Raw genomic sequence first — 23,480 nt, forward strand, 5'->3', positions numbered from 1 at the left:
GATCAGTCGGCCTGGTGCTGTGCGGGGTGGTAACGCGGGAAGGTCTGGGCGATGTCGCTGCCGGTGAAATGGCCGACCCAGCCATCCGGCTCGGTGAAGAAGCGGATCGCCACGAAACTCGGCTCCTCGCCCATGTCGAACCAATGCGTGATGCCATCGGGCACGGCGATCAGGTCGTTCTTGACGCACTCGATCTCGTAGACCTTGCCGTCCACGTGCAGGGTGAACAGCCCGGAGCCGGCGACGAAGAAGCGGACTTCATCTTCCTTGTGGAAGTGCTCGTCCAGGAACTTCCTGCGCAGCTCGGCGCGGTTCGGGTTGTCCGGCGCGATCGAGGCGACATCCACGCTCTTGAAACCGTGCGTGGCGACGAGACGGTCGATATCGACCTTGTAGGCGGCGAAGACCTCGTCCTGGCTGGCGCCCGGCGCGACCTCATGGGCCGCCTGCCAGCGCTCGAACGTGACGCCGATCCGCTTGAGTTCGGCAGCGATCGCCTCGCCATCCCGGCTGTCGAACAGCGGGACATCCGGGGCGGTGTCATCAAAGATACGGAGTCGGCTCATGGCGGCGGCATCGAGGCGAAGAGGGGAAGGAAAGGGTACCAGTGCGGCGCCGGGGTGGGGGCGACGCACTGATGCCGATGCGCGGAATACAGATTCTCTTCAGGAATCTGAGCGCGATCAGCCACGCAGCTTGCGCAGCTCCAGCTCACAGTGCAGCAGGAATTCGAACGCTTCCATGTGGCGGCGCGCCTCGGCCATGGTGCGGCCCCACGCGTACAGGCCGTGGCCGTCGATCAGATAGCCCCACAGCGGCTGGGTGTCGAGCAGGGCATCGACCTGTGCCGAGAGCACGTCCATGTCCTGGGTATTGGCGAACACCGGCACGTCGACCGCCATCTCGTGCGTGCTGTTGCCGTGGAAGGCCTTCAGCAGCTCGTAGCCCTCCAGGCGGATGTGGCCCTGCGGCGCATACAGGCGCGAGGCGATGGTCTGCACCGGTGAATGGGTGTGCAGCACGCAGCCGATCTCCGGGAAACGGCGGTACAGCTGGGTGTGCAGCAGCGTCTCGGCGGACGGGTGCAGCGGGCGGCCGACGGCCTGGCCGTCGAAATCCACCACCATGATGTCGTCCTCCACCAGCCGGCCCTTGTCCTTGCCGGACACGGTGATCGCCGCATGGCGGTCATCCAGGCGGTGGGAGAAGTTGCTGCTGGTGGCCGGGGTCCAGCCGGCGTGGGCCAGCTCGCGGACGTTGTCGATCAGCAGCTGGGCCAGTTCGCTCAGGCGCGCGGTGTCGTACGGGAAGGTGGGGGTGTTCATGGGGGCTATTTTCCGGCGCTTCCATCGATTTCGCGCGGCCCGGGGTCGGGCCGGCCGCGGGCCGGCTCCGCCGGAGCGTCCTGGGGGTCCGGGGCGCCGGTCAGCGGCCGGCACTACTTGCGCAGGCGGCTATGGCGATACCCATAACTGAAGTAGATCGCGAAACCGCCCAGCGTCCAGAAGCCCATGAGCATCCAGTTGTGCGCCGTCATCGCCGTCAGCAGCGCGATGCAGCTGAGCACGCCCAGGCTGCAGATCAGCCACGCCATCGGCATCCGGAACGGACGCGGCAGGTCCGGCTGGGTGCGGCGCAGGATCAGTACGCCCGCGCAGACCGCCGCGAACGCGATCAGCGTGCCCATCGAGGTCAGTTCACCGAGGACATCGAGCGGGAACACCGCCGCCAGCAGCGCGATGCCGATGCCGGTGATCACGGTGTTGATGTGGGGGGTGCGGTACTTGGGATGGATCTTGGTGAACAGCGGCGGCAGCAGCCCATCGCGGCCCATGATCATGAAGATGCGCGGCTGCGCGATCACCATGACCAGCACCACCGAGGACAGCCCGATCAGCGCGCCGATTTCCACGACCACGCGCAGCCAGCCCAGCTGCGGATGCGCCGCCACGGCGGTCACCACCGGCTCATCGGTCCCCAGCAGCTGGTACGGCACCAGTCCGGTCATCACCGCGGCCATGGCGATGTACAGCACGGTGCAGATCACCAGCGAGAGCATCATGCCGATCGGCATGTCGCGCTGCGGCTTGTGCGATTCCTGCGCGGCCACCGAGACCGCCTCGAAACCGATGTAGGCGAAGAACACCATCGCCGCACCGCGCAGCACGCCATCGAAGCCGTACTTGCCCGGGCCTTCGTTCTCCGGAATGAACGGGGTCCAGTTGGCCGGATCCACGTACTTCCAACCCACCACGATCACCAGCAGGATCAGCGCAGTCTTGAGTACCACCATCGCCATGTTCATGGCCGAGGATTTGCTGATACCCACGTAGCACAGCCAGGTCAGCAGCAGTACCAGCACGGCGGCCGGGATGTTGGCGATGGCGCCGGTCGGGCGCAGCTGGCCATCCAGTGGCGCGCTGACCAGCGCGGCCGGGAGATGGATGTCGAAATGGCTGAGCAGACTCAGGAAATAGCCGGTCCAGCTGACCGCCACGGCCGAGGCGGAGACGCCATATTCGAGCACCAGCATCCAGCCGATGAACCAGGCCGAGAGCTCGCCGAAGGTGGCATAGGTATAGGTGTAGGCACTGCCGGAGACCGGCACCATCGCCGCGAATTCGGCGTAGGCCATCGCGCAGAACGCGCAGCAGATCGCGGCCAGCACGAACGACAGCATGATCGCCGGGCCGGCGTGGTTGGCCGCGGCCTGGCCGGTGATCACGAAGATGCCGCCGCCGATCACCGCACCGATGCCCAGCGCGGTCAGGCCCCAGGGGCCGAGGGTACGGCGCAGGCTCAGGCCGTTGGCGTCTTCATGGGCGGCGTGCGGATGCTTGGTGGCCCACAGTTGCTTGAACATGGTTTGATTTTTCTTCTCAGGCGCGACGTATCAAACGACCGGGCCGGCACTGGGCCGGCCCGGCAGCACTCAGGCGTTCTTCTTGTTCAGCTTGCTGTGGCGGATGCCGTAGCCGAAGTAGATGCACAGACCCAGCAGGGTCCAGGCCACGAACAGGTGCCAATGCACCACGAACGCCTGGTAGAACAGGAACAGACAGGCGATCGCGCCCAGCGGGCAGATCACCCACACCAGCGGCACGCGGAACGGTCGCTCCAGTTCCGGGCGCGTGTAGCGCAGGACAAGCACGCCGATGCAGACGGTGGCGAAGGCCAGCAGGGTGCCCATGGAAACCAGCTCGCCGAGCACGTTCAGCGGCACGGTACCGGCCAGGGTGGCAGCGATGGCGCCGACGACGATCGTGCTCCAGTACGGGGTACGGAAGCGCTTGTGCACCTTGCCGAAGATCTTGGGCAGCAGGCCGTCGCGGGAGATCGTGTAGGCGATGCGGGTCTGGCCCATCATCATCACCAGCACCACCGAGGAGAGGCCGGCGATCGCCCCGATTTCCACGGCGGTCTTCAACCAGGACAGGGTCGGGTAGGGCTCCAGCGCGGTGGCGACAGGCTTGTCCGTGCCCAGCAGGTGGTACGGCATCATGCCGGTCAGCACGGCGCAGACGATGATGTAGACGATGGTGCACACGGCCAGCGAGCCGAGCAGGCCGATCGGCATGTTGCGCTGCGGGTCCTTGGTTTCGCCGGCGGCGGTGGAAACTGCATCGAAGCCGATGTAGGCGAAGAACACGATGGTTGCCGCACGGAACACGCCGCTCCAGCCGAACTCGCCAGGCACGCCGGTGTTCTCCGGGATGAAGGGAGTCCAGTTGGCCGGATCCAGGTGCGCTGCGCCGAAGCCGATGAACAGGCAGATCACGGTGACCTTGATCGCCACGATGATCGCGTTGACGAAGGCCGACTGTGTCACGCCGACGTACAGCAGGCCCGAGACAGCTGCCACGATCAGCACCGCCGGCAGGTTGAACAGCTTGCCGGAGGAGATGAACTCATGGCCGGTCCAGGCGATGGGTGCGGCGCTGAGCGCGTCCGGGAAGGGCATGTTCAGCGTGGTGGTGATGAAGCTGATCAGGTATGCCGACCAACCCACCGCGACCGAGGCCGAGGCGAACAGGTATTCCAGCACCAGGCACCAGCCGATGAACCAGGCCATGCCTTCGCCGAGGGTGGCGTACGAATAGGAATAGGCGCTGCCGGAGACCGGCATCATCGCCGCGAATTCGGCGTAGCACAGGCCGGCCAGCGCGCAGGCGAAGCCGGCGAACACGAACGACAGCATCACCGCCGGGCCGGCATGGTTCGCTGCGGCCTGGCCGGTAAGCACGAAGATACCCGCACCGATCACCGCGCCGATACCCAGCAGGATCAGGTGTTTCGCTGTGAGGGTCCGCCTCAGTGTGGGCTCGCCGTCCAGGCTGCCTTCGATGGGCTCGCCGGCATCGACGTGCGGTGCCGGTGCGACCGGTTTGACCCTCAACAGAGACTTCAGCATGCAGTGCTTCCCTAAATGAACAAAGGTGAGGCGCGCGGTACATTGCCGCACGCCCTGATGGCGACTGGGCGCCCCAGCGGTGCGGGGCCCGCTGTACCTTAGCCAAAGCTGAAGCCGCTGTACAAGCACAATTGCAGCATGGCCGAGCGATAATCGGCCAAATCCGCACGATGCCTGCACCTGCCATGTCGCTGAACCCCGAATCCGTTGCCATTCCTGACGCCGCCCTGCGCAGTCAGCTTGATGCTTACGCTCGCCGGCACCCCGAGCACGCGGCATTGGCTGACGAATTCAGCACATTGCTGGATGATCCTGAAAACCCGTTCCTGCGCGAGCGCCTGGCCGGGCACTTCACCGGCAGCGCGTGGCTGGTGAGCGCCGACGGGCAGCGCGTGCTGCTGACCCACCACCGCAAACTGGACCGCTGGCTGCAGTTGGGCGGCCACGCCGATGGCGAGCGCGATCTGGCCCAGGTGGCGCTGAAGGAGGCCGAGGAGGAATCCGGGCTGACCGCGCTGGTGCTGGAGGATGGCGAGTTGTTCGACATCGACAAGCACTGGATTCCCGAACGCAAGGACGTGCCGGGGCATTGGCACTACGACGCCCGCTACGTCGTGCGGGCGCTGGGCAGTGAGCAGTTCGCGATCAGCGAGGAATCGCTGGCGTTGGCCTGGCGCGAGATCCGTGACGTGGCCAACGCGGCGATCGAGACCCCCGATGGGGATGACTCCCTCCCGCGCATGGCCAAGCGCTGGCTGGCGCGGCGATAGCGCATTCGCGCCGTTGGCGCGCCCCCCTTGACTCAAGGGGGGCTCCACACCAGATGTATGGCGCCGTGGAGCCGCACCATCAACTGATGACGCACGTTGTCAGCGAAGCTGAATCAGTACAGCACGCGGGTGCGCAACGTGCCGGGGATGGCCGCCAGTTCGTCGCGCACCGCGCCGGCCTGGGCTTCGCTGGCGGTGATGTCGATCACCACGTAGCCGACCTTGGGGTCGGTACGCAGGAACTGGCCGTCGATGTTGACGTTGTGGCGCGAGAAGATCTCGTTGACCTTGGAGAGCACGCCCGGCACGTTCTGGTGGATGTGCAGCAGGCGCAGGCTCTCGGCGTGCTCGGGCAGGGTCACTTCCGGGAAGTTGACCGCCGACAGGGTGCTGCCGTTGTCGCTGTAGCGCACCAGTTTGGCCGCCACTTCCACGCCGATGTTGTCCTGCGCTTCCAGCGTGCTGCCGCCCACGTGGGGGGTCAGGATCACGTTGTCGTGGGCGGTGAGCGGGGAGACGAACGCATCGCCGTTGCCCTTGGGCTCGACCGGGAACACGTCCAGCGCCGCACCGCCCAGGTGGCCCGAGCGCAGCGCTGCATCCAGCGCGTCGATGTCGACCACGGTGCCGCGCGCGGCGTTGATCAGGTGCGCGCCGGGGCGCATCCGGGCCAGTTCATCGGCGCCGATCATCCATTGGGTGGCGGGTGTCTCGGGCACATGCACGGTGACGATGTCCGCACGTGCAAGCAGGTCGTCCAGGCTGATCGCCGCACGGGCATTGCCCAGCGACAGCTTGGTTTCCACGTCGTGGAAGATCACCTGCATGCCCATCGCCTCGGCCATCACGCCGACCTGGGTGCCGATGTGGCCATACCCGATGATGCCCAACGTCTTGCCGCGCACCTCATGGCTGCCGGCGGCCGACTTGGACCAGCCGCCGCGATGGCATTCGGCGTTCTTCTGCGGGATGCCGCGGGTCAGCATGATCGCCTCGGCGATCACCAGCTCGGCCACGCTGCGGGTATTGGAGTAGGGCGCGTTGAACACCGGGATGCCGGCCAGTTCCGCTGCCTCCAGGTCCACCTGGTTGGTGCCGATGCAGAAGCAGCCGACCGCCATCAGGCGCTTGGCGTTGGCCAGCACGTCCGCGCTGAGCTGGGTGCGCGAGCGGATGCCCACGATATGCGCCTCTGCGATGCGCGCCTTCAGTTCATCTTCCGGCAGCGCCTTGCTGTGCAGTTCGATCTGCGAATAGCCGGCCGCGGTGAACACGTCGATCGCGGTCTGGCTGACCCCCTCGAGCAACAGTACGCGGATATCCTGCTTCGGGAACGAGGTCTTTTTCGGCGACATGGGCGGCGTGCGACGTGTGGCGGCGGGAGCCCTCAACTATGCCAGAAGCCGGCCGCGATGGTGCGGTGCGCCAATCGATGTTCAAACGGTTTCAGATGCACCTATTTGGGCGAGGCCGACGCGCCGCGAGAACAGGGCCCGCTACTGGACGCGGCCCGGAGGGGCTGGCAGGCTTGCGGGCTCCCCCGGCACCACCAGACGCCCCATGACCGATCCGCGCCTCGATTCGCTATTGCTCGCTTGCCCCGGGCTGCGCCTGAAGACCGATTCAGCCGATCTGGAGCACTACGGCCGCGATTGGACCCGGCGCTGGACCCCGGCACCGTTGGCGATCGCCTTGCCGGGCACGGTGGAGGAGGTGCAGGCGATCCTGCGCTGGGCGAGCGCCCAGGGCGTGGCCGTGGTGCCCTCCGGTGGCCGCACCGGCCTCTCCGGTGGCGCGGTGGCGGCGCACGGCGAACTGGTGCTCAGCCTGGAGCGGATGAACAAGCCGCTGGCCTTCGATGCGGTCGACCGCACGCTGACCGTCCAGGCGGGCATGGCGCTGGAGGCGGTGCACAACGCGGCGCTCGAGCATGGCCTGATCTACCCGGTGGATTTCGCCGCGCGTGGTTCGTGCTCGATCGGCGGCAACATCGCCACCAATGCCGGTGGCATCCGCGTGATCCGCTACGGCAATACCCGCGAGTGGATCGCCGGCCTGAAGGTGGTGACGATGGCCGGTGAGCTGGTCGAGCTCAACAAGGGCCTGATCAAGAATTCCAGCGGCTATGACTTCCGCCAGCTGCTGATCGGCTCGGAAGGCACGCTCGGCGTGATCGTCGAAGCCACCTTGAAGCTCACCGATCCGCCGCCGGCCAGCAATGTGATGCTGCTGGCGCTGCCCTCGTTCGAGGTGTTGATGCAGGTATTCGCCGCCTTCCGCGAGCGGCTGCAGCTGCAGGCCTTCGAATTCTTCACCGACCGGGCGCTCGAGCACGTGCTGGCGCATGGCGCGCAGGCACCGTTCGACGAGGTCCATCCGTATTACGTGGTGACCGAATTCGCGGCCGGCGACGAGGCGCAGGAAGCCGCCGCGATGGCTGCCTTCGAAGACTGCATGGAGCACGGCTGGGTCAGCGATGGCGTGGTCAGCCAGAGCGATGCCCAGGCCGCGCAGCTGTGGCGCCTGCGCGAGGGCATCACCGAAGCGGTGGCGCGCTACAAGCCCTACAAGAACGATGTCTCGGTGCGGATTTCGGCGATGCCGGCCTTCCTCGCCGAAACCCAGGCGCTGATCGGGCAGGCGTACCCGCAGTTCGAAGTGGTCTGGTTCGGCCATATCGGCGACGGCAACCTGCATATCAACGTGCTCAAGCCGGACGAGACCGCCGACGCCGAGTTCCTGACCCAGTGCGAGCACGTCACCAAGCTGCTGGCCGGTGTGCTGGCCCGCTTTGACGGCAGCATCTCGGCTGAACACGGGATCGGCCTGGTCAAGAAGGGCTATCTGGACAGCACGCGCAGCGCGCCGGAAATCGCCCTGATGAAGGCGGTCAAACGTGCGTTTGATCCCCAAGCGCTGCTGAATCCCGGCAAGGTCTTTGACCTCTGAGACAAGACAGGATTTCACGCAGCCTATACGCTCTGTGTTTTCCACCGCGAACGACACTCCGATGATGCGTCCGATCCTGCTTGTTGCCGTGCTCGCCCTGCCGTTGTCGGCGATGGCCTCCAGTTTTGCCGGCAGCTCTGCCGGCTCCGCGTCCGGTGCGTCCTCGGCCGGTTCGTCCAGCTCGGGCGATGACAAGATCGTGCTTGATGCGCGCGATGATGCTGCCGCCTTCGTGGCCAGCGACGGTGCGATCCGTGGCGCCCGTCTGGAAGCGGCGCTGCTGCACCTGCGCGAGCAGGGTGTCGCGCAGCAGCAGGCCAGTGACATGGCGCTGGCCAGGACCCTGCTGGCCCGCTGATGCAGCCCTCTGGTCAGGTCCGCCGCTGGCGCTGGGCGGTCCTGATCGCGTGGCTTGCCGCGCCCTTCGCACAGGCGGCCCTGCAGCTGGAGCTGCAGCCGCAGGGATTGAACGCAGCGCAGATCGTGGCCGCCGAGCGTGTCCTGAAGCAGGTGCACACGCGCCTGCCGCCGCCGTGGCAGGCACGTTTCCAGCACCCGGTGCAGGTGCGCTGGTCGGACTCGCTGCCCGCGCACGTGCATGGCCGGGCCCGCAACGGCACGATCACCCTGCAGCGCGCGTTGCTGGACGCCGTGCAGGACGATCAACCGCTGCCACGCCCGCTGGAAGCCGCGCTGATCCATGAATTGACCCATGTGCTGGACCGTTCGCCGCAGGGTGGCTGGTCGCGCGATGCACGTCTTCGCGATCTGGCCGGCTGGCAGAGACGCCCGTGGAAGCTGGGTCGCACGGCGAACGCCTTCCGCGAGCGCAGTCCGGACGATTACGAACGCACGCGACCGGCCGAGTTCCTGGCGGTCAACGCCGAGCACCTCCTGCTCGATCCGGATTACGCCTGCCGCCGGCCGGCCGTCGCTGCGTGGTTTGCCGCGAACCTCGGGCCGAACGACCAGGCCGTGGGATGCGACAGCCGCCTGCCGTTGATGCAGGCCGAAGAGGAGGTCGGCGCGGCGACGCTGCTCGAGCTGGATCCGGCCCGGATCTACGCGGTGGACTACCTGCTTGCCGAAGGCAATGACCAGCTGATGAGCCGCTGGGGCCACAGCATGCTGCGCCTGGTGATCTGCGCGCCCGGCCGGCCGCGTGGGCCGGCCTGCCGGATGGATCTGTCCCATCACCGCGTGCTGTCCTACCGTGCCTTCGTCGGCGATGTACAGATCTCCAGTTGGCGGGGGTTGACCGGCGCCTATCCTTCGCGCCTGTTCGTGCTGCCACTCAACCAGGTCATCAACGAATACACCCAGGTGGAACTGCGGGGGCTCTCTTCAGTCCCGTTGGCACTGGATCCGCCGGACATCGCCAGCCTGCTGGAGCGTGTCGCGCAGGTGCACTGGAGCTATGACGGGCGCTATCTGTTCGTCAGCAACAACTGCGCGGTGGAGACCGGCAAGCTGCTGCAGGAAGGCGTGCCACGGCTGGCGTCGCCGGGGTTGAACCGGCTCACGCCGCGCGGGCTGCTGACCCGCCTGGCGCGCCAGGGCGTGGCGGACGCCAGCGTGCTGGCCGATCGCGGGCAGGCGACGCGACAGGGCTACTACTTTGCCTCCGCCGAGGATCACTACCAGCAGTTGTTCGATGCGGCGCGCCAGCAGCTGCCGCTGGGCACGACATCGGTCGGCGAGTGGTTGCGGCAGCGGGCCAGCGAGCGTGCACGCTGGGTAGAGCAGGGTGATCTGCGCGCCACCGCCGCCCTGCTGTTGCTGGAACAGGCCGCCCTGCGTCGCGAAGAGCTGCGCGCACGCGACGTGTTGAAACGGCTGCTGGGCGATCCGGCCAGGGACGATGCGGCGGCGCGCGACGCGCTGCGCGCGTTGCTGGAGGACACCGGCCAGCTGATCAGCCCGGCGGCACTGGTGACGGGGGCCGGCTACGGGCTGCCTTCGGCGGACGAGCGGGTGCAGGCCAGCGAGGCGGCGGCGCGGCTCAGCGCACAGGGGGTGCCGGCCTGGCAGGCGTTGCAGCTGCAGCTCAAACACCGCCTGCCGCAGGCACAGCAACGCGAACTGGCCACGATCGACCGCAATCTGGCCCGGCTGGGTGTGCGGATGCGCGAACTGGCCCGGCAGGACGGTGTTACTGCCGGGGCAGCTCGATGACGAAGCGCGCTCCGCCCAAGGTGCTGGCGCCGCAGGCGACGTGGCCGCCATGCGCATCGGCGATTGCCTTGACCACCGCCAGCCCCAGCCCGCTGCCACCCCGCTGACGCGAGCGCGAGCCGTCGCCGCGCAGGAAGGGATCGAAGATCTGCTCGCGCAGCGCCGCATCGATGCCGGGGCCTTCATCGTCGATGGCGATCTGCACATGGGTGGCGGTGTCGTGCACGGCAATGCGGACCCGGCCGGGCGTTGCATAGCGGCGCGCATTTTCCAACAGCGCCATCAGTGCCTGGCGTACCCGGGTCGGGTCGCAATGCGCGGGATGTTCCTCGCGGGAGGTCTCCAGTTCCAGCACGAAGCCGCTGCTGCGGAAACCCGGATCCACCAGGCTCATCACCGAGTGCACTTCCTGCACTACGTCATTGCGGGCACGGCAGACATCCAGGCGCGCGCTGTCGGCCAGGCTGAGCACGCGCAGGTCCTCGATCAGCCGCGACAGCCCCTCGACCTGCGCCAGCAGGCTGCGGAACTGGCCTTCGTCCGGCGCAAACACGCCTTCGGCCAGGCCCTGCAGCCGACCGCGCAGGATGGTGACCGGCGTGCGCAGTTCATGCGCGATCGCCGCGTGCCACATCACCCGGTCGGCCTCGATGTTCTGCAGCCGCCGCGCCATCGCGTTGAAGTCGTCCACCAGCAGCGCGACTTCGCCGAGCGAGCGGTCACTCACTGCCGCACGTGCGCCAAGATCGCCATCGGCCAGCCGGCCAATGCTGTCCACCACCGCGTTGAGCGGGGTCAGGATGCGCTGGGACAGGCGCACGGACGCGGCGACCGCCAACGTCAACCCGATCAGGGTCACGCCGACCATCCAGACCAGTTCCGGGCCACTGGGCACCCAGCTGACCGGCTCGTCCACGCCGCCGGGATAGAAGGCCACCAGCACCGCGTACAGCAGGTAGGAGCTGAGGATCACCATCACGATGACCGCCAGCACCATCATCGACATCGACAGCACGATGTGCCGGCTCAGGCCCGAGCGGCGCATCAGTGGTCCGCCGCCAGCCGGTAGCCGACGCCGCGGACGCTGGCCGGGACATTGGCCAGGCCCACATCATCGAGTTTGCGGCGCAGCTTGCTGACGTGGCTGTCCACGGTGCGCTCCAGTGCTTCGCTTTCCGGCAGGCACTCGTGCATCAGTTCGCTGCGGCTGAAGATGCGCATCGGCGCCAGCGCCATGCAGTGCAGCAGCTTGTATTCGGTCAGGGTGAGCAGGAGCTCGTGACTGTAGCCATCGCCTTCGACATGCACCGTGTGGTGTTCCGGATCGATCACCAGGCTGCCCACGCGCAGGATCTCCGGTGCGCTCTGGCGCGGCGCATTCAAGGTGCGCCGCAGTACCGCACGCACCCGTGCGGCCACTTCCGCCGGGTTGAACGGTTTGACCACGTAGTCGTCCGCGCCCATCCGCAGGGCGGTGAGCTTGTCCAGGTCCTGGTCCAGCGCGGTCAGCATGATCACCGGCGTATCGCCGCGCTGGCGCAGGGTGTTGAGCACGGTCCAGCCGTCCATGCCCGGCATCTGCACGTCAAGCAGGACCAGGTCCGGCCGTGCGCTGCGGTGCAGGGCCAGGGCGTTCAGGCCATCCTGCGCGCGCAGCGTGCGCAGGCCCTCGCGGGCCAGGTAGGCCGCGACGATATCGGCGATCTCGGGTTCGTCCTCGACGATCAGGACCAGGGCGTTGAGCGAATGATCCCAGCGCGCGGTGGGGGCGCCGGGTGAATCGGAGGCGGGCATGCAGGGCAGGGCCGTAAGGTGCTTGAGCTCCATCGTATCTCCACACTTCCTCCATCGAAACCCCACCGAGGCCGCGCAGACTGCCGCCATCGTGATTTCGGCCGGTATCCCGGCAGCTGTGCTGCAGATGAAGAGCAAGAACAGGCATGCCGCCCCGGTGGCGGTGATCCAGGCGCTGCGCGCGCACAGCGAAGTGCCGCAGCGACGATGGCAGGTGCGCACATGAGCGCGGTACTGCAACCGGCACACGTCGAGGCGGCCGAGGCACGGCTGTGGGATGCGCTGATCCAGTGGCAGCCGCAGCCGCTGAGCGCACTGCTGTCACCGGCACTGTTCCTGACCGACCTCGACGGCCAGCGTCAGGATGCCTCCCCGTTGCTGGCGGGCTGGAACGCGCGGCGCATCCGCATCGCCGCGATCGAGCGGCAGCAGACCGAGCAGCTGGCCTGCGGCGCGATGGTGCTGGTCACCGGCGAGCTGCGCATCCACCTCGATGGCGAGCACGGCAGGCAGCTGCATGCGATGCGCCTGCTGCGGGTCTGGGCGCGCTGCACGGGCGCGCCGGGCGTCCATCTGCTCTCGCTGTGCATGCTGCCGGCGGCGCCGCGTCCGCACTGAACCGCGTGTTCAGCGATGCCTGCGAGGTCAGTATCGCTTCACCTGTTCTCACGGCGCGGCAGGTACGATCAAGTGTTGTCGACGTTATCGCAAGGAGTACCTCATGCGCGCATCTCCCTGGTTGTTGAGCCTGGCCATTACCGGCGCACTCGCCGCCTGCCAACCGGCCAGCCAGAGCAGCCCCGCCGCCAATGGCAGCGAAGCGCCGCCCCCGAGCGATGCCTCCACCACCGATGAGCGCAGCTATGCGTTCCGCTGTGGCGAGCATGAAGTGCATGCCACTTACCGCGGACAGGATTCGGCGACGGTGGTGGTCGATGACCGCACCTTCGCGATGTCCTCGCAGCCGGCGGCGTCGGGCGCGAAGTATGGCGATGGGCAGGGCAACGAATTCTGGACCAAGGGCACCACCGACGGGATCCTGATCCTGAAGGGCGAGCCGGACCGTACCTGCACCGGCACCGGCGAACAGGGCGGCGAAGCACCGCCGGCCAATGCGACCACCAATGCGGCTGCGCAGGCCGATGCCGCAGGCGGGTTCCGCGCGACCGGCAATGAGCCCGGCTGGCTGGCCCAGGTCGGGGCGGGTGCCACGCCGGCGCTGCACATCGAGATGGACTACGGCGAGCGCACGCTCGAGATTGCCAGCCCCACGCAGGGCCGTGACGGTTGGTCCGGTACCGCCGCCGATGGCACCCCGGTCAAGCTGACCTTCCAGCGCACGGTGTGCCAGGACGACATGAGCGGCCAAGCCTTCGGTGCCACGGCCATGCTCACGGTCGGCGCGCGTCAGTACCACGGCTGTGGTGATTTTGCCGGCGCGCCATCGTTGGCGGCCAAGCCCTGATCCAGCAAGCTCGGATCCCGTTGAAGGCACCGGATGCGCGCATGCGCGTCCGGTGAATCATCACATGCCGCGCGGGCAGGGGTTGGGCAGCGCCCGGCTGTCGGCATCCAGGATCAGTTCATTGCGGGTGCCCAGCAGCATCAGCTCGGTGTGCACCAGGCAGTTGTCGGCATGACGGTGCAGGAGCTGATTGAAGAGCCTGGCACGGTCGTCGCAGCTCTCGTGGATCGCGTACGCCAATTCGCGCGCACGGTCTTCGTCGTACGCTTCTTCGCCAGCGAAGTGCTGGCAGGCGCTTTCGCGCGCCAGGAAGGCCTGCACATCGCCGGGCATCGCGCAGTACATGCGGATGTCCTCGGCCACGAACACCTCCGCTGGCACGTCGCAGCGCGCCCCGCTGGCGGTATCAGCCAACGGGGCAGGTGCGCGCGGGGTATCCAATGTCTCACGCTCCACTGCCCGCGGCGAGCACGCCGCGAGCAGCAGGAACAGGACGATCAGTGCGGACCGTTTAGTCGGCACGGCCGGCGAATTCACCGGTGGTGGTGTTGACCAGCACACGTTCGCCGTTGGCGATGTACTCCGGCACCATGATTTCGATGCCGGTGCTGAGCTTGGCCGGTTTCGGGCGCTTGGTGGCGGTGCCGCCCTTGAGCTCCGGCGGCGTCTCGACCACTTCCAGCACCACGCTGGTCGGCAACTGCACGCCCACCGGGGTTTCGTCGATCACCTGCACGTAGATGCCGGTCAGGCCATCGGTGATGTAGCCGGCGTCATCGCCGAGCACATCCGCATCGACCATGTACGGGGTGTAGTCCTCGTCATCCAGGAAGACGAAGGCGTCGCCATCCATGTACGAGTAGGTCGCCTGGCGGCGCAGCAGCTCGACTTCCGGCAGGTTGTCGTCGGCATCGAAGCTGGAATCGAGCTTGTTGCCGCCCGGCACGCTGTACATGATGAAACGGAAACGGACATTGCCGCCGCGGCCCTGCGGGGAGCTGCGTTCGATGTCGCGGATCTGGTAGACGCCGTTGTTGAATTCGACGACGTTGCCTTTCTTGATGTCGCTGGCTTTCATGGGAATGAAGGTCGGTTCGTGGAGGTGGCGGGTGCCGGAACCGGGCACCCAGCGGGTTGCGTGCTCGCTTACTTCGGCGCCAGACGCACGGCGCCGTCAAGGCGGATGGTCTCGCCGTTGAGATAGGTGTTGCCCAGGATATAGGCGACCAGGCCGGCGAAATCTTCCGGCTTGCCCAGGCGCGGCGGGAACGGGATGGAGGCGGCCAGCGATTCCTGCACGGCCGGCGGCATGCCATCGACCATCGGGGTCCAGAAGATGCCCGGGGCGATGGTCATCACGCGGATGCCGAACCGCGACAGTTCGCGGGCCATCGGCAGGGTCATGCTGACCACGCCGCCCTTGGAGGCGGCATAGGCGGCCTGGCCGATCTGGCCTTCATAGGCCGCCACGCTGGCGGTGTTGATGATCACGCCGCGCTCGCCATCCTCGCCCGGGGTGTTGTGCTGCATGCGGTTGGCGGCGGCCTTGGCGACGTTGAAGCTGCCGACCAGGTTGACCATCACCGTGCCCTGGAAGTTGGCCAGCGGCATCGGCGCTTCCTTGCCAAGCACGCGGCCCGCGCCCAGGATGCCGGCGCAGTTGATCGCGGTGTTCAGCCCGCCCAGGAAGTCGCAGGCGGCATCGATCTGCGCGGCCACGGCGGCTTCGTCGCTGACATTGGTGCTGTAGTAGCGCGCGTTGGACTCGCCAAGCGCGGCCACGGCGGCCGCGCCCTTGTCGTCATTTAGATCGAACAGGGCCACCTTGGCGCCGTGGGCGACCAGGTGCTGGGCCACGGACAGGCCAAGGCCGGAAACACCGCCGGTGATGACGGCGCGGACAGAAGACAGCTGCATTGCACGATCCCGCTGGTTCAAGAACCGCCGATTCTAGCGGAAGCGGCCGCCATCACCGTTGTGCACTGCCCACGGCGACCTTGGCACGCAGCGCCAGCCGCCGGGCGAACTCGTCCGCCGCCAGCCCCGGCGCGAACAGGAAGCCCTGGCCGACCGAGACCCCCAGCGTGGTCAGGAACTGGCGCTGGGCCTCCGATTCGATGCCCTCGGCGACCAGCCCGAGGCCCAGGCTGCGCGCGATGCCGCAGACGGCCTCGCAGACCGCCACGTCCGAACGGTTGGTCGGCACGCCCTCCACGAACAGCTGGCTCAGCTTGAGGCCATGGATCGGCAGCCGGCGCAGATAGTTCAGCGCGCTGTAGCCTTCGCCGAAGTCGTCGATGGTCAACAGCACACCCATCTCGCGCAGCTGCGCGAAGGTACGCAGGGTATCCGGGGCATCTTCGATCAAGACCCGCTCGGTGAACTCCAGCTCCAGTGCGCTGCCGGGCAGGTGGAATTCGTCCAGTACGGCGCGCACGTTCCGGGCCAGATCCTCGCCAACGAACTGCCGGTAGGACACATTGACCGCCACCCGCACGATGCCCAGCCCGTCGTCCTGCCACTGGCGCACCTGTCGGCAGGCCTCGCGCAGCACCCACAGGCCGATCCGGACGATGTCGCCGGTACTCTCGGCATGGCCGATGAAGATGTCCGGGCGCAGTTCGCCCAGCTGCGTGTTGCGCCAACGAATCAGCGCCTCGGCGGCGATCAGCTGGCCGCTGTGCAGGTTGACCTGCGGCTGGTAGACCAGGTGGAACTCGTCGTCGTCCAGCGCCCGGTGCAGCCGGCTCTCGATCTGCAGCCGATCATGCTGGCGCTGCGCCAGCGCGGGCGAGAACACCTGCCAGCCATTGCGTGTGCGCCGCTTGCAGTCGTACATGGCGATGTCCGCGTTCTGGATCAACTGCTGCGGGCGCAGCCCATCCTGCGGCGCACGCGCGATGCCGATGCTGGTGGTCACCGGGAATTCGTCGGCACCGAAGCGGAACGGGGTGCTGAACGCACGGGTGATCGCATCGGCCAGCCGCTCGGGCTGATCGGCCTGGTCGCGGGTATCGCAGACCACCAGGAACTCATCGCCGCCGAACCGGGCCAGCAGCCCCTCGGTACCGATCGCAGTGGCGATGCGGCGGGTGGCATCGATCAGCAGCTCATCGCCGGCGTTGTGGCCGAGCAGGTCGTTGACGATCTTGAAGCGGTCCAGATCGATGTACAGCACGGCCACCCGGCAATGGGTGGGGTTGGCCATGCGTGTGGCCAGGTCATTGAGCACCGCATCGCGGTTCATGATGCCGGTGAGCGGATCGGTGCGCGCCTGGATGCGCAGCGTCTCTTCGGCCTGCTTGCGCGCGGTGATGTCCTGCACGGTGCCAGCGATGCGGGCGGCATCGACATCACCGGCCTCGGCTTCGCCGATCATGCGCACCCAGAACGAGTGGCCGTCGCTGCGCTGGCCCTGCAGCTCCAGTTCGAAGGACACCTGCCGGTCGATCACCTCCAGCAGCGCCTGCTGCAGCAGCGCGCGATCATCCAGGCGCAGGCACTCCAGCAGCTCGGCCATGTCGTGCATCGGCAGGTTCTGGCCAAGGATGCGGGTCGCTTCGTCGGTGAGGTACAGGCGCTGCAGGCCGCGGTCCCACTCCCAGCCGCCGATGTGCGCCAGCGACTGCGCGCGGTCGAACAGGGTGTTGTTGCGCTTGAGCTCGGTGATGTCGCTGAACAGCCCGAACACGTGGTCCGGCGCATCGCGCCCGTTGCCGTACACCGGCACGTTGGTGGTGGAGATCCAGATCATCCGGCCGCGCGGGCGGTGGTAGAGGCCGACGATGGTGCTGCGCACGATGCGCCCGGTCTGCAGCGAGACACTGGCGGGCCATTGGTCGCGGGTGAGCGGGTGGCCGTGCTCGTCCACGCTGATCCAGTCCTCCGGCGCCAGCATCGCCTGCAGGCTGCCGCCATTGCCGGCGGTGCCCAGAATGCGGTGCGCGGCCGGGTTGGCCGAGACCACCCGCAACTGGCGGTCAAACAGGATCACGCCCTTGTCGATGGATTCCATCAGCAGCCGGTAACGCGATTCGGCCTGCCAGCGGCTGCTCAGGTCGCGCGCCACCGCCACGATGCAGTGCTCGCCCTGGTGCTCGAAGCCGGCCGAATGCACCTCCACCGGGAAGCGGCTGCCATCGCCGCGCATATTGGTGACTTCGATGACGTAGGTCTCGCCCCGATGCAGGGCTTCCCAGACCGGGTCCAGGTGGTCGCCGGGCAGGTCCGGGTTCAACAGTTCGATCGGCTGGCCGACGATCTCCTCGCGGGGGCGGCCATAGGCACGCACGCCCGCCTTGTTGAGGTCCAGTACCACGCCGCGTTCGCTGAGGATGCTGACCGGGTCGGGGACGGCATCGAACAAGGCGGCATAGCGACGCAGGGCCAGCTGCCGCTCGTCCATCGCTTCCTGCAGGGCCTGCTGGACCTTCACCAGCAGGCCGCGCAGGTCGCCCGGCGAGTGGGCCAGGGCGCGTTCCAGGGCAGCCAGCGCGTGGACGTGGGGGGTGAGGTGATCACCCACCGCAGCGTCCTTGCGCGGGCCGCCACTTTTCATGTCGCCGCCAGCGCCCTGCCGGTCTTGCTGCCGGTCTCGCGCCCCAGCCGTGCGGCCAGCCAGCGCCCGGTGGCGGCCAGCGCCGGCAGATCGATGCCGGTGCGCATGCCGATGCCATGCAGCATGTAGACCACGTCTTCGCTGGCGACGTTGCCGCTGGCGCCCTTGGCATACGGGCAGCCACCCGCACCGGACACCGCCGAATCGACCACGCGCACGCCTTCTTCCAGGCAGGCATCGATGTTGGCCAGCGCCTGGCCATAGGTGTCATGGAAGTGCACGGCCAGCGCGGCCATCGGCAGTTCGCTGGCGACCGCGTTGAGCATCGCGCGTGCCTTGCGCGGCGTGCCGACGCCGATGGTGTCGCCGAGCGAGATTTCGTAACAGCCCATGTCATGCAGCGCGCGCGCGACACGGACCACCTCGCTCACCGCGACCTCGCCCTGGTAGGGGCAGCCGAGCACGGTGGACACATAGCCACGCACCTTGACCCCGTCGGCTTTGGCCCGCGCCAGGATGGGCGCGAAGCGCGCCAGCGACTCGTCGATGCCGGCATTGGTGTTGGTGCGGTTGAAGGTTTCCGAGGCGGCAGTGAACACCGCCACCTCCTGCACGCCCACCGCGCGTGCGCGGTCGTAACCCTGTTCGTTGGGCACCAGCACCGGGTAGTCGATGCCCGGGCGGCGCTCGATGCCGGTGTAGACCTCGGCGGCGTCGGCCAGTTGCGGCACCCAGCGCGGGCTGACGAAGCTGGTCGCCTCGATGGTGCGCAGGCCGGTCAGCGAAAGCTGGCGGATCAGTTCGATCTTGTCGGCGGTGGCCACCGGCTGGGCTTCGTTCTGCAGCCCGTCACGCGGGCCGACCTCGACGATGCGGACGAAGTCATCCATGTGCCAGCCCTCCGCGAACGGAGCGACGGACGACCAGCAGGGGGCGGGGCGGGGTAGAGATCACGGAGATTCCTGTCAGACGAAAGGCGGCCCACGTTCCCCGGCGGGCCACGAAAGGGGGATACGCGGGATGGGCGACAAAGCGGCCATCCCGCCGGCGATGGGCGGTCAGCCCGGGAGGTGGCAGACCGCTTCGATGTTGTTGCCATCCGGGTCGAGCACGAACGCCCCGTAATAGTGGGGGTGGTAATGCTCGCGGATGCCCGGGGCACCGTTGTCCGTGCCGCCGGCTGCCAGTGCGGCGCGGTGGAAAGCGTCCACATCGGCCCGGCTGCCCGCGCTGAAGGCGACGTGCACGCCGCCATGGGCGCCCGGGGCGTTGCCGATCCAGAAGTCCGGCTTGCCGCTGCGGCCAAAGCCGGCATGGTCATGGTCGCCGGTCTGCGCGGCCGAGACCTGCATCACCACCGAGATGCCCAGCGGGGCCAGGGCCTGCTGGAAGAACGACAGGCTGCGCGCGAAATCGCCGCAGCGGATGCCAACGTGGTCGAGCATGGTACGTCTCCTCAGTCCTGGGTGACCCAGTGCGGGGCACGCTTGTCCAGGAAGGCGCCGAGGCCTTCCTGACCTTCGGCCGAGACCCGCAGGCGGGCGATCAGGGCGGCGTTGTCGCGGTCGGTGGCGTCGCGGTCGCGGCCCAGTGCGACCCGTCGGACCAGCGCCTTGGCAGACGAAGCGGCCACCGGACCGGCCTTGTCGAGCAGGCCGAGCTGGCGCTGGACGGCCTCGTCGATCCGTTCAGGCTCGATCAGCTGGTGGACCAGGCCGATGCGCAGGGCGGTCTCGGCGTCGAAATGCTCGCCGGTGGCGAACCAGCGCCGCGACTGGCGTGGGCCGATCGCGTCGATGACATAGGGCGAGATCACGGCGGGCAGCAGGCCCAGGCGGCTCTCGGTCAGGCCGAAGCGGGCGCTGGTGCTGGCGATGGCGATATCGCAGCAGGCCACCAGGCCGACCCCGCCACCGAAGGCGGCGCCCTGGACACGGGCGATGGTCGGCTTGGGCAGCTCATCCAGGGTCCGCATCAGGCGGGCCAGGGCGAGGGAGTCCTGGCGGTTGTCCTCCTCGCTGGCGGCGGCCATGCCACGCATCCACTGCATGTCCGCGCCCGCCGAGAACGAGGCGCCTTCGCCGGCCAGCACCACCGCCCGGACGTGGTCGTCGCGGCCGGCGGCCTCCAGGGCGGCCGTCAGCTGGGCGATCAACGAGGCGTCGAAAGCGTTGTGCAGGGCCGGGCGGTTCAGCCACAGGGTCAGCACCGAGGCGCTGCGTTCAATCCGTAGTGCATCACTCATGGGTCGGCTTGCTCCAGTATATGTACAGATCATAGCGGGCCATCGGTCACGGGCAATGGCGCGGCGCGTCGATGGTAGAATTGATAACCATTCCTATCATCGAGAAGGCGCTCCGTGACGTTGTCCGATCTGGCGCTGTACAGCTCCGCCGTGGTGGAGTCCGTGCAGGAAACACACGCAAACGATGCGATCGCCCGCCGACTGAAGGAGCTTGGCTTCGTCAAAGGGGAAGAGGTGCGTCTGGTCGCCCGTGGTCCCGTCGGCGCCGAGCCGCTGCTGGTGCAGGTAGGGTTCACGCGCTTCGCGCTGCGCCGCAGTGAAGCCGCCCGCATCGTGGTGACCGCGCTGCAGGCCCAGCAGGCCCGCGCATGAGTACCGCCAGCAACGCCCTGCGCATCGCCCTGGTCGGCAACCCGAACAGCGGCAAGACCGCGCTGTTCAACCAGCTCACCGGCAGCCGCCAGAAAGTGGCCAACTACACCGGCGTCACCGTTGAGCGCAAGGAAGGTCGCCTGCGTGCACCGTCCGGGCGCGAGTTCGCCGTGCTCGATCTGCCGGGCGCCTACAGCCTGCAGCCGGCCAGCCTGGACGAAGCCATCACCCGTGATCTGTGCCGGGGCTTTTACCCGGGCGAGGCCGCGCCGGACGTGCTGCTGTGCGTGATCGATGCGACCAATCTGCGCCTGCACCTGCGCTTCGCGCTGGAGCTGCGTGAGCTGGGCAAGCCGATGATCGTGGCGCTGAACATGGTCGATGCGGCGCAGCGCCGCGGCATCAAGATCGACGTGCAGGCGCTGGAACAGGCCCTGGGCGTGCCCGTGGTGGAGACCGTGGCGGTGCGCCGCAACGGCGCGGCCCAGCTGGTCGAGCGCCTGGATGCGATGGTGCCGCACCTGCAGGCCCCGGTGGCGGTGCCTGCCGCCGAGGCCGATTACCACGCCCAGGTGCGCGACATCCTGGCCGCTTCGGTGAGCATGCCGACACGTACGGCGAAGATCGATGACGCGCTGGATCGCTGGCTGCTGCATCCGGTGTTCGGTCTGCTGACCCTGGCCGTGGTGATGTTCCTGATCTTCCAGGCGGTGTATGCCTGGGCGACGCCGGTCATGGACCTGATCGAGGCCGGTACGGCGGCACTGGGCGGCTGGATCGGTGGCGCGCTGCCGGAAGGCCCGCTCAACAGCCTGCTTACCGACGGCATCATTGCCGGCGTGGGGGGCGTGATCGTGTTCCTGCCGCAGATCCTGATCCTGTTCGCCTTCATCCTGGCGTTGGAAGAATCCGGTTACCTGCCGCGCGCGGCTTTCCTGCTGGATCGCATGATGGCCGCGGCCGGTCTGTCCGGGCGCTCGTTCATCCCGTTGCTGTCCAGCTTCGCCTGCGCGGTGCCGGGCATCATGTCCACCCGCAGCATCCAGGACCCGCGCGACCGGCTCGCCACGATCCTGGTGGCCCCGCTGATGACCTGTTCGGCGCGCCTGCCGGTGTATGCGCTGCTGATCGGCGCCTTCATCCCGCAGAAGCAGATCTGGGGCGTCTTCAACCAGCAGGGCCTGGTCCTGTTCGGCCTGTACGCGGCCGGCATCCTCAGCGCGCTGCTGATGTCCTGGACGATGAAGAAGTGGCGCCGCGACAAGAGCGAGCATCCGTTGATGCTGGAACTGCCGTCCTACCGCATCCCGCACCCGCGCGATCTGGCGGTCGGGCTGTACGAGCGCGGCATGATCTTCCTCAAGCGTGTGGGCGGCATCATTCTGGCGCTGACCATCCTGCTGTGGGTACTGCTGTCGTTCCCGGGGGCGCCGGAGAACGCGACCATGCCGGCGATCGACTACAGCTTCGCCGGTCAGATCGGCCATGCCATGGCGGTGTTTTTCGCGCCGCTGGGCTTCAACTGGCAGATCTGCATCGCATTGATCCCGGGCCTGGCCGCGCGTGAAGTGGCGGTGGCCTCGCTGGCCACGGTGTACGCGCTGTCCGCCGCCGATGACGATGCCGCCAGCCAGGCGCTGACCCCGCTGATCAGCGATGGCTGGTCGCTGGCCACCGCGCTGTCGCTGCTGGTCTGGTACATCTACGCCCCGATGTGCATCTCCACGCTGGCCACGATCAAGCGTGAGACCAACTCGTGGAAGCAGATGGGCTTTGCCACGTTCTACCTGTTCGCGGCCGCCTACATCGCCTCGCTGATCACCTATCAGGTGACCGTGGCACTGGGCGGCGGCTGATGGAGACCGGTCTGCTGCTGCAGTACATCGTGATCGCGCTGGCCGTGCTTTTCAGCGCGTGGGTGGTGATGAAGAAGCAGTTCCCGGGTACCGTGCGCAAGGCACGCGGGGCGATCGCGCTGGGGCTGGTCAAACCGCAGCGCGCCGCCTGGTTGCAGGCGCTGGGGCGCAGGATCGCGCCACCTGCCACGGGTGGCGGTGGTGCGTGTGGCGGCTGCGACAGTTGTGGGCCCACGGCGCCGAAGCAGCACTGAGGGGCGGGATCCACGCCTTGCGTGGATTCCCCTGCAGGAACACAGTCAGCGGCCCTGGTTGCCCAGTCGCTCCACCTGCCGCAACCAGGCCTCACGCTGCGCCAGCGCGGTGCTGCGCACCGGGCCAAATCCGCTGATCCTGACCGGCTTGATCCCGCAGAATTCCAGGATCGTGCGGCGGATCTGCTGATATCCGGGCATGCGGTACACCCAGCGGTAGTACCAGGGCGGGGTGTCCAGGGTAGTGATCACCCGCGCGCTGCGCCCACTGAGCAACCGGTCCCACCACACCGAATCCTTGCGATAGCGGAACGCGACGCCAGGCAGGAAGGCACGGTCAAAGAAGCCCTTCAACAGTGCCGGCATGCCGCCCCACCAGGTCGGGTAGACCAGCACCAGGTGGTTGCACTGGGCAATGGCGGCCATGATCTCCTGCAGGTCCGGCTCCAGCGGCTGGATCTGCCGGTAGCCATGGCGCAGGACAGGATCGAAATCGGCCTCGCCCAGGGCGAACAGGTGGACGCAGTGCCCGGCCGCCTGCGCGGCGTCCCGGTAGCGCTCGGCCATTGCGCCGCACAGGCTGTCACGGTCGGGGTGGCCAAGCAGGATGACGATGGAGCGGGTCATGGGC

Annotated in this window: 24 protein-coding genes; 9 read left to right on the plus strand and 15 right to left on the minus strand. The window is 67.7% G+C overall.

Annotation, left to right across the window (positions count from 1 at the left end):
- Nucleotides 1-2: 2 nt before the first annotated feature.
- The 4 genes from ABE422_RS00715 to ABE422_RS00730 form a co-directional block, all read right to left on the minus strand.
- Nucleotides 3-566 carry an acireductone dioxygenase gene (locus ABE422_RS00715; protein WP_313218192.1) on the minus strand — a complete coding sequence of 188 codons (564 nt, stop codon included), beginning with the start codon at nt 564-566 and terminating at the stop codon, nt 3-5.
- A 117-nt stretch (nt 567-683) separates the two neighbouring features.
- Nucleotides 684-1,325, minus strand: a complete 642-nt coding sequence (locus ABE422_RS00720) for a methylthioribulose 1-phosphate dehydratase (RefSeq protein ID WP_346482252.1) — start codon at nt 1,323-1,325, stop codon at nt 684-686.
- A 113-nt stretch (nt 1,326-1,438) separates the two neighbouring features.
- The gene (locus ABE422_RS00725) at nt 1,439-2,863 is read right to left on the minus strand and encodes an amino acid permease (protein ID WP_313211775.1); all 1,425 of its coding nucleotides are present in this window, start codon (nt 2,861-2,863) and stop codon (nt 1,439-1,441) included.
- 69 nt (nt 2,864-2,932) lie between these two features.
- Entirely contained in the window at nt 2,933-4,411 is a 1,479-nt protein-coding gene (locus tag ABE422_RS00730) for an amino acid permease (RefSeq protein WP_313218194.1), read from the minus strand.
- A gap of 185 nt (nt 4,412-4,596) precedes the next feature.
- Between ABE422_RS00730 and ABE422_RS00735 the strand changes: the two genes are divergently transcribed.
- A complete protein-coding gene (locus tag ABE422_RS00735; protein ID WP_313212847.1) occupies nt 4,597-5,181 on the plus strand; it encodes an NUDIX hydrolase in 585 nt (194 codons plus the stop codon).
- A 113-nt stretch (nt 5,182-5,294) separates the two neighbouring features.
- Here ABE422_RS00735 and serA read toward each other — a convergent pair whose 3' ends face one another.
- Nucleotides 5,295-6,536 (minus strand): phosphoglycerate dehydrogenase, encoded by a 1,242-nt coding sequence (gene serA / locus ABE422_RS00740; RefSeq protein ID WP_313212845.1) that lies wholly within the window; start codon nt 6,534-6,536, stop codon nt 5,295-5,297.
- Between the two features lie 205 nt (nt 6,537-6,741).
- On the opposite strand from serA, the gene ABE422_RS00745 reads away from it, so the two are divergent.
- From ABE422_RS00745 to ABE422_RS00755, 3 genes are all read left to right on the plus strand, one after another.
- The gene (locus ABE422_RS00745) at nt 6,742-8,130 is read left to right on the plus strand and encodes an FAD-binding oxidoreductase (protein ID WP_346482253.1); all 1,389 of its coding nucleotides are present in this window, start codon (nt 6,742-6,744) and stop codon (nt 8,128-8,130) included.
- A 61-nt stretch (nt 8,131-8,191) separates the two neighbouring features.
- Nucleotides 8,192-8,488 (plus strand): DUF2388 domain-containing protein, encoded by a 297-nt coding sequence (locus ABE422_RS00750; protein WP_272713931.1) that lies wholly within the window; start codon nt 8,192-8,194, stop codon nt 8,486-8,488.
- The gene (locus tag ABE422_RS00755; RefSeq protein ID WP_346482254.1) at nt 8,488-10,305 is read left to right on the plus strand and encodes a DUF4105 domain-containing protein; all 1,818 of its coding nucleotides are present in this window, start codon (nt 8,488-8,490) and stop codon (nt 10,303-10,305) included. Before ABE422_RS00750 ends, ABE422_RS00755 begins: the two co-directional genes overlap by 1 nt.
- Here ABE422_RS00755 and ABE422_RS00760 read toward each other — a convergent pair.
- Together ABE422_RS00760 and ABE422_RS00765 are read right to left on the minus strand one after the other, a co-directional pair.
- On the minus strand, nt 10,283-11,350 hold the full coding sequence (locus ABE422_RS00760; protein ID WP_346482255.1) for an ATP-binding protein: 1,068 nt from the start codon (nt 11,348-11,350) through the stop codon (nt 10,283-10,285). The genes ABE422_RS00755 and ABE422_RS00760 overlap by 23 nt on opposite strands.
- Nucleotides 11,350-12,099, minus strand: coding sequence for a response regulator (locus ABE422_RS00765; protein WP_313212835.1), 750 nt, complete (start codon nt 12,097-12,099; stop codon nt 11,350-11,352). Before ABE422_RS00765 ends, ABE422_RS00760 begins: the two co-directional genes overlap by 1 nt.
- 222 nt (nt 12,100-12,321) lie before the next feature.
- Between ABE422_RS00765 and ABE422_RS00770 the strand changes: the two genes are divergently transcribed.
- Both ABE422_RS00770 and ABE422_RS00775 read left to right on the plus strand, forming a co-directional pair.
- The gene (locus tag ABE422_RS00770; RefSeq protein ID WP_346482256.1) at nt 12,322-12,717 is read left to right on the plus strand and encodes a nuclear transport factor 2 family protein; all 396 of its coding nucleotides are present in this window, start codon (nt 12,322-12,324) and stop codon (nt 12,715-12,717) included.
- Between the two features lie 103 nt (nt 12,718-12,820).
- Complete coding sequence (locus ABE422_RS00775; RefSeq protein WP_346482257.1) at nt 12,821-13,564, plus strand: MliC family protein; 744 nt, start codon at nt 12,821-12,823, stop codon at nt 13,562-13,564.
- Nucleotides 13,565-13,624: 60 nt separating this feature from the next.
- On the opposite strand, the gene ABE422_RS00780 is transcribed toward ABE422_RS00775, so the two are convergent.
- From ABE422_RS00780 to ABE422_RS00810, 7 genes are all read right to left on the minus strand, one after another.
- Nucleotides 13,625-14,086 carry a hypothetical protein gene (locus tag ABE422_RS00780; RefSeq protein WP_346465091.1) on the minus strand — a complete coding sequence of 154 codons (462 nt, stop codon included), beginning with the start codon at nt 14,084-14,086 and terminating at the stop codon, nt 13,625-13,627.
- Nucleotides 14,076-14,642, minus strand: a complete 567-nt coding sequence (gene yeiP / locus ABE422_RS00785; protein WP_121036675.1) for an elongation factor P-like protein YeiP — start codon at nt 14,640-14,642, stop codon at nt 14,076-14,078. Before yeiP ends, ABE422_RS00780 begins: the two co-directional genes overlap by 11 nt.
- 68 nt (nt 14,643-14,710) lie before the next feature.
- Nucleotides 14,711-15,481 carry an SDR family NAD(P)-dependent oxidoreductase gene (locus ABE422_RS00790; protein WP_102788428.1) on the minus strand — a complete coding sequence of 257 codons (771 nt, stop codon included), beginning with the start codon at nt 15,479-15,481 and terminating at the stop codon, nt 14,711-14,713.
- 52 nt (nt 15,482-15,533) lie between these two features.
- Entirely contained in the window at nt 15,534-18,122 is a 2,589-nt protein-coding gene (locus tag ABE422_RS00795) for an EAL domain-containing protein (RefSeq protein ID WP_346482258.1), read from the minus strand.
- Nucleotides 18,119-19,012 (minus strand): hydroxymethylglutaryl-CoA lyase, encoded by an 894-nt coding sequence (locus tag ABE422_RS00800; protein ID WP_313212825.1) that lies wholly within the window; start codon nt 19,010-19,012, stop codon nt 18,119-18,121. The genes ABE422_RS00795 and ABE422_RS00800 overlap by 4 nt, the downstream gene beginning before the upstream one ends.
- A gap of 168 nt (nt 19,013-19,180) precedes the next feature.
- Nucleotides 19,181-19,567 (minus strand): VOC family protein, encoded by a 387-nt coding sequence (locus tag ABE422_RS00805; protein WP_313212724.1) that lies wholly within the window; start codon nt 19,565-19,567, stop codon nt 19,181-19,183.
- Nucleotides 19,568-19,578: 11 nt separating this feature from the next.
- On the minus strand, nt 19,579-20,367 hold the full coding sequence (locus ABE422_RS00810; RefSeq protein WP_313218210.1) for an enoyl-CoA hydratase-related protein: 789 nt from the start codon (nt 20,365-20,367) through the stop codon (nt 19,579-19,581).
- A gap of 114 nt (nt 20,368-20,481) precedes the next feature.
- Between ABE422_RS00810 and ABE422_RS00815 the strand changes: the two genes are divergently transcribed.
- The 3 genes from ABE422_RS00815 to ABE422_RS00825 are packed head-to-tail and all read left to right on the plus strand — an operon-like array spanning nt 20,482 to nt 22,849.
- Entirely contained in the window at nt 20,482-20,739 is a 258-nt protein-coding gene (locus ABE422_RS00815) for a FeoA family protein (RefSeq protein ID WP_313212722.1), read from the plus strand.
- Nucleotides 20,736-22,595, plus strand: coding sequence for a ferrous iron transporter B (locus ABE422_RS00820; protein WP_313218212.1), 1,860 nt, complete (start codon nt 20,736-20,738; stop codon nt 22,593-22,595). The genes ABE422_RS00815 and ABE422_RS00820 overlap by 4 nt, the downstream gene beginning before the upstream one ends.
- Nucleotides 22,595-22,849 (plus strand): DUF6587 family protein, encoded by a 255-nt coding sequence (locus ABE422_RS00825; protein WP_346482259.1) that lies wholly within the window; start codon nt 22,595-22,597, stop codon nt 22,847-22,849. Before ABE422_RS00820 ends, ABE422_RS00825 begins: the two co-directional genes overlap by 1 nt.
- 45 nt (nt 22,850-22,894) lie before the next feature.
- Here ABE422_RS00825 and ABE422_RS00830 read toward each other — a convergent pair whose 3' ends face one another.
- Nucleotides 22,895-23,476, minus strand: coding sequence for an NAD(P)H-dependent oxidoreductase (locus tag ABE422_RS00830; RefSeq protein ID WP_346482260.1), 582 nt, complete (start codon nt 23,474-23,476; stop codon nt 22,895-22,897).
- Between the last annotated feature and the right edge of the window lie 4 nt (nt 23,477-23,480).

Origin of the sequence: Stenotrophomonas sp. TWI1151 (assembly GCF_039673135.1) — a bacterium.
Taxonomy (GTDB): Bacteria; Pseudomonadota; Gammaproteobacteria; order Xanthomonadales; family Xanthomonadaceae; genus Stenotrophomonas.

Excerpts from the sequence above, each read along its gene's own strand:
- ABE422_RS00715 (WP_313218192.1), bottom strand. The coding sequence starts at position 566 with ATGAGCCGACTCCGTATCTTTGATGACACCGCCCCGGATGTCCCGCTG.
- ABE422_RS00720 (WP_346482252.1), bottom strand. The coding sequence starts at position 1,325 with ATGAACACCCCCACCTTCCCGTACGACACCGCGCGCCTGAGCGAACTG.
- ABE422_RS00725 (WP_313211775.1), bottom strand. The coding sequence starts at position 2,863 with ATGTTCAAGCAACTGTGGGCCACCAAGCATCCGCACGCCGCCCATGAA.
- ABE422_RS00730 (WP_313218194.1), bottom strand. The coding sequence starts at position 4,411 with ATGCTGAAGTCTCTGTTGAGGGTCAAACCGGTCGCACCGGCACCGCAC.
- ABE422_RS00735 (WP_313212847.1), top strand. The coding sequence starts at position 4,597 with ATGTCGCTGAACCCCGAATCCGTTGCCATTCCTGACGCCGCCCTGCGC.
- serA (WP_313212845.1), bottom strand. The coding sequence starts at position 6,536 with ATGTCGCCGAAAAAGACCTCGTTCCCGAAGCAGGATATCCGCGTACTG.
- ABE422_RS00745 (WP_346482253.1), top strand. The coding sequence starts at position 6,742 with ATGACCGATCCGCGCCTCGATTCGCTATTGCTCGCTTGCCCCGGGCTG.
- ABE422_RS00750 (WP_272713931.1), top strand. The coding sequence starts at position 8,192 with ATGATGCGTCCGATCCTGCTTGTTGCCGTGCTCGCCCTGCCGTTGTCG.
- ABE422_RS00755 (WP_346482254.1), top strand. The coding sequence starts at position 8,488 with ATGCAGCCCTCTGGTCAGGTCCGCCGCTGGCGCTGGGCGGTCCTGATC.
- ABE422_RS00760 (WP_346482255.1), bottom strand. The coding sequence starts at position 11,350 with ATGCGCCGCTCGGGCCTGAGCCGGCACATCGTGCTGTCGATGTCGATG.
- ABE422_RS00765 (WP_313212835.1), bottom strand. The coding sequence starts at position 12,099 with ATGCCCGCCTCCGATTCACCCGGCGCCCCCACCGCGCGCTGGGATCAT.
- ABE422_RS00770 (WP_346482256.1), top strand. The coding sequence starts at position 12,322 with ATGAGCGCGGTACTGCAACCGGCACACGTCGAGGCGGCCGAGGCACGG.
- ABE422_RS00775 (WP_346482257.1), top strand. The coding sequence starts at position 12,821 with ATGCGCGCATCTCCCTGGTTGTTGAGCCTGGCCATTACCGGCGCACTC.
- yeiP (WP_121036675.1), bottom strand. The coding sequence starts at position 14,642 with ATGAAAGCCAGCGACATCAAGAAAGGCAACGTCGTCGAATTCAACAAC.
- ABE422_RS00790 (WP_102788428.1), bottom strand. The coding sequence starts at position 15,481 with ATGCAGCTGTCTTCTGTCCGCGCCGTCATCACCGGCGGTGTTTCCGGC.
- ABE422_RS00795 (WP_346482258.1), bottom strand. The coding sequence starts at position 18,122 with ATGAAAAGTGGCGGCCCGCGCAAGGACGCTGCGGTGGGTGATCACCTC.
- ABE422_RS00800 (WP_313212825.1), bottom strand. The coding sequence starts at position 19,012 with ATGGATGACTTCGTCCGCATCGTCGAGGTCGGCCCGCGTGACGGGCTG.
- ABE422_RS00805 (WP_313212724.1), bottom strand. The coding sequence starts at position 19,567 with ATGCTCGACCACGTTGGCATCCGCTGCGGCGATTTCGCGCGCAGCCTG.
- ABE422_RS00810 (WP_313218210.1), bottom strand. The coding sequence starts at position 20,367 with ATGAGTGATGCACTACGGATTGAACGCAGCGCCTCGGTGCTGACCCTG.
- ABE422_RS00820 (WP_313218212.1), top strand. The coding sequence starts at position 20,736 with ATGAGTACCGCCAGCAACGCCCTGCGCATCGCCCTGGTCGGCAACCCG.
- ABE422_RS00825 (WP_346482259.1), top strand. The coding sequence starts at position 22,595 with ATGGAGACCGGTCTGCTGCTGCAGTACATCGTGATCGCGCTGGCCGTG.
- ABE422_RS00830 (WP_346482260.1), bottom strand. The coding sequence starts at position 23,476 with ATGACCCGCTCCATCGTCATCCTGCTTGGCCACCCCGACCGTGACAGC.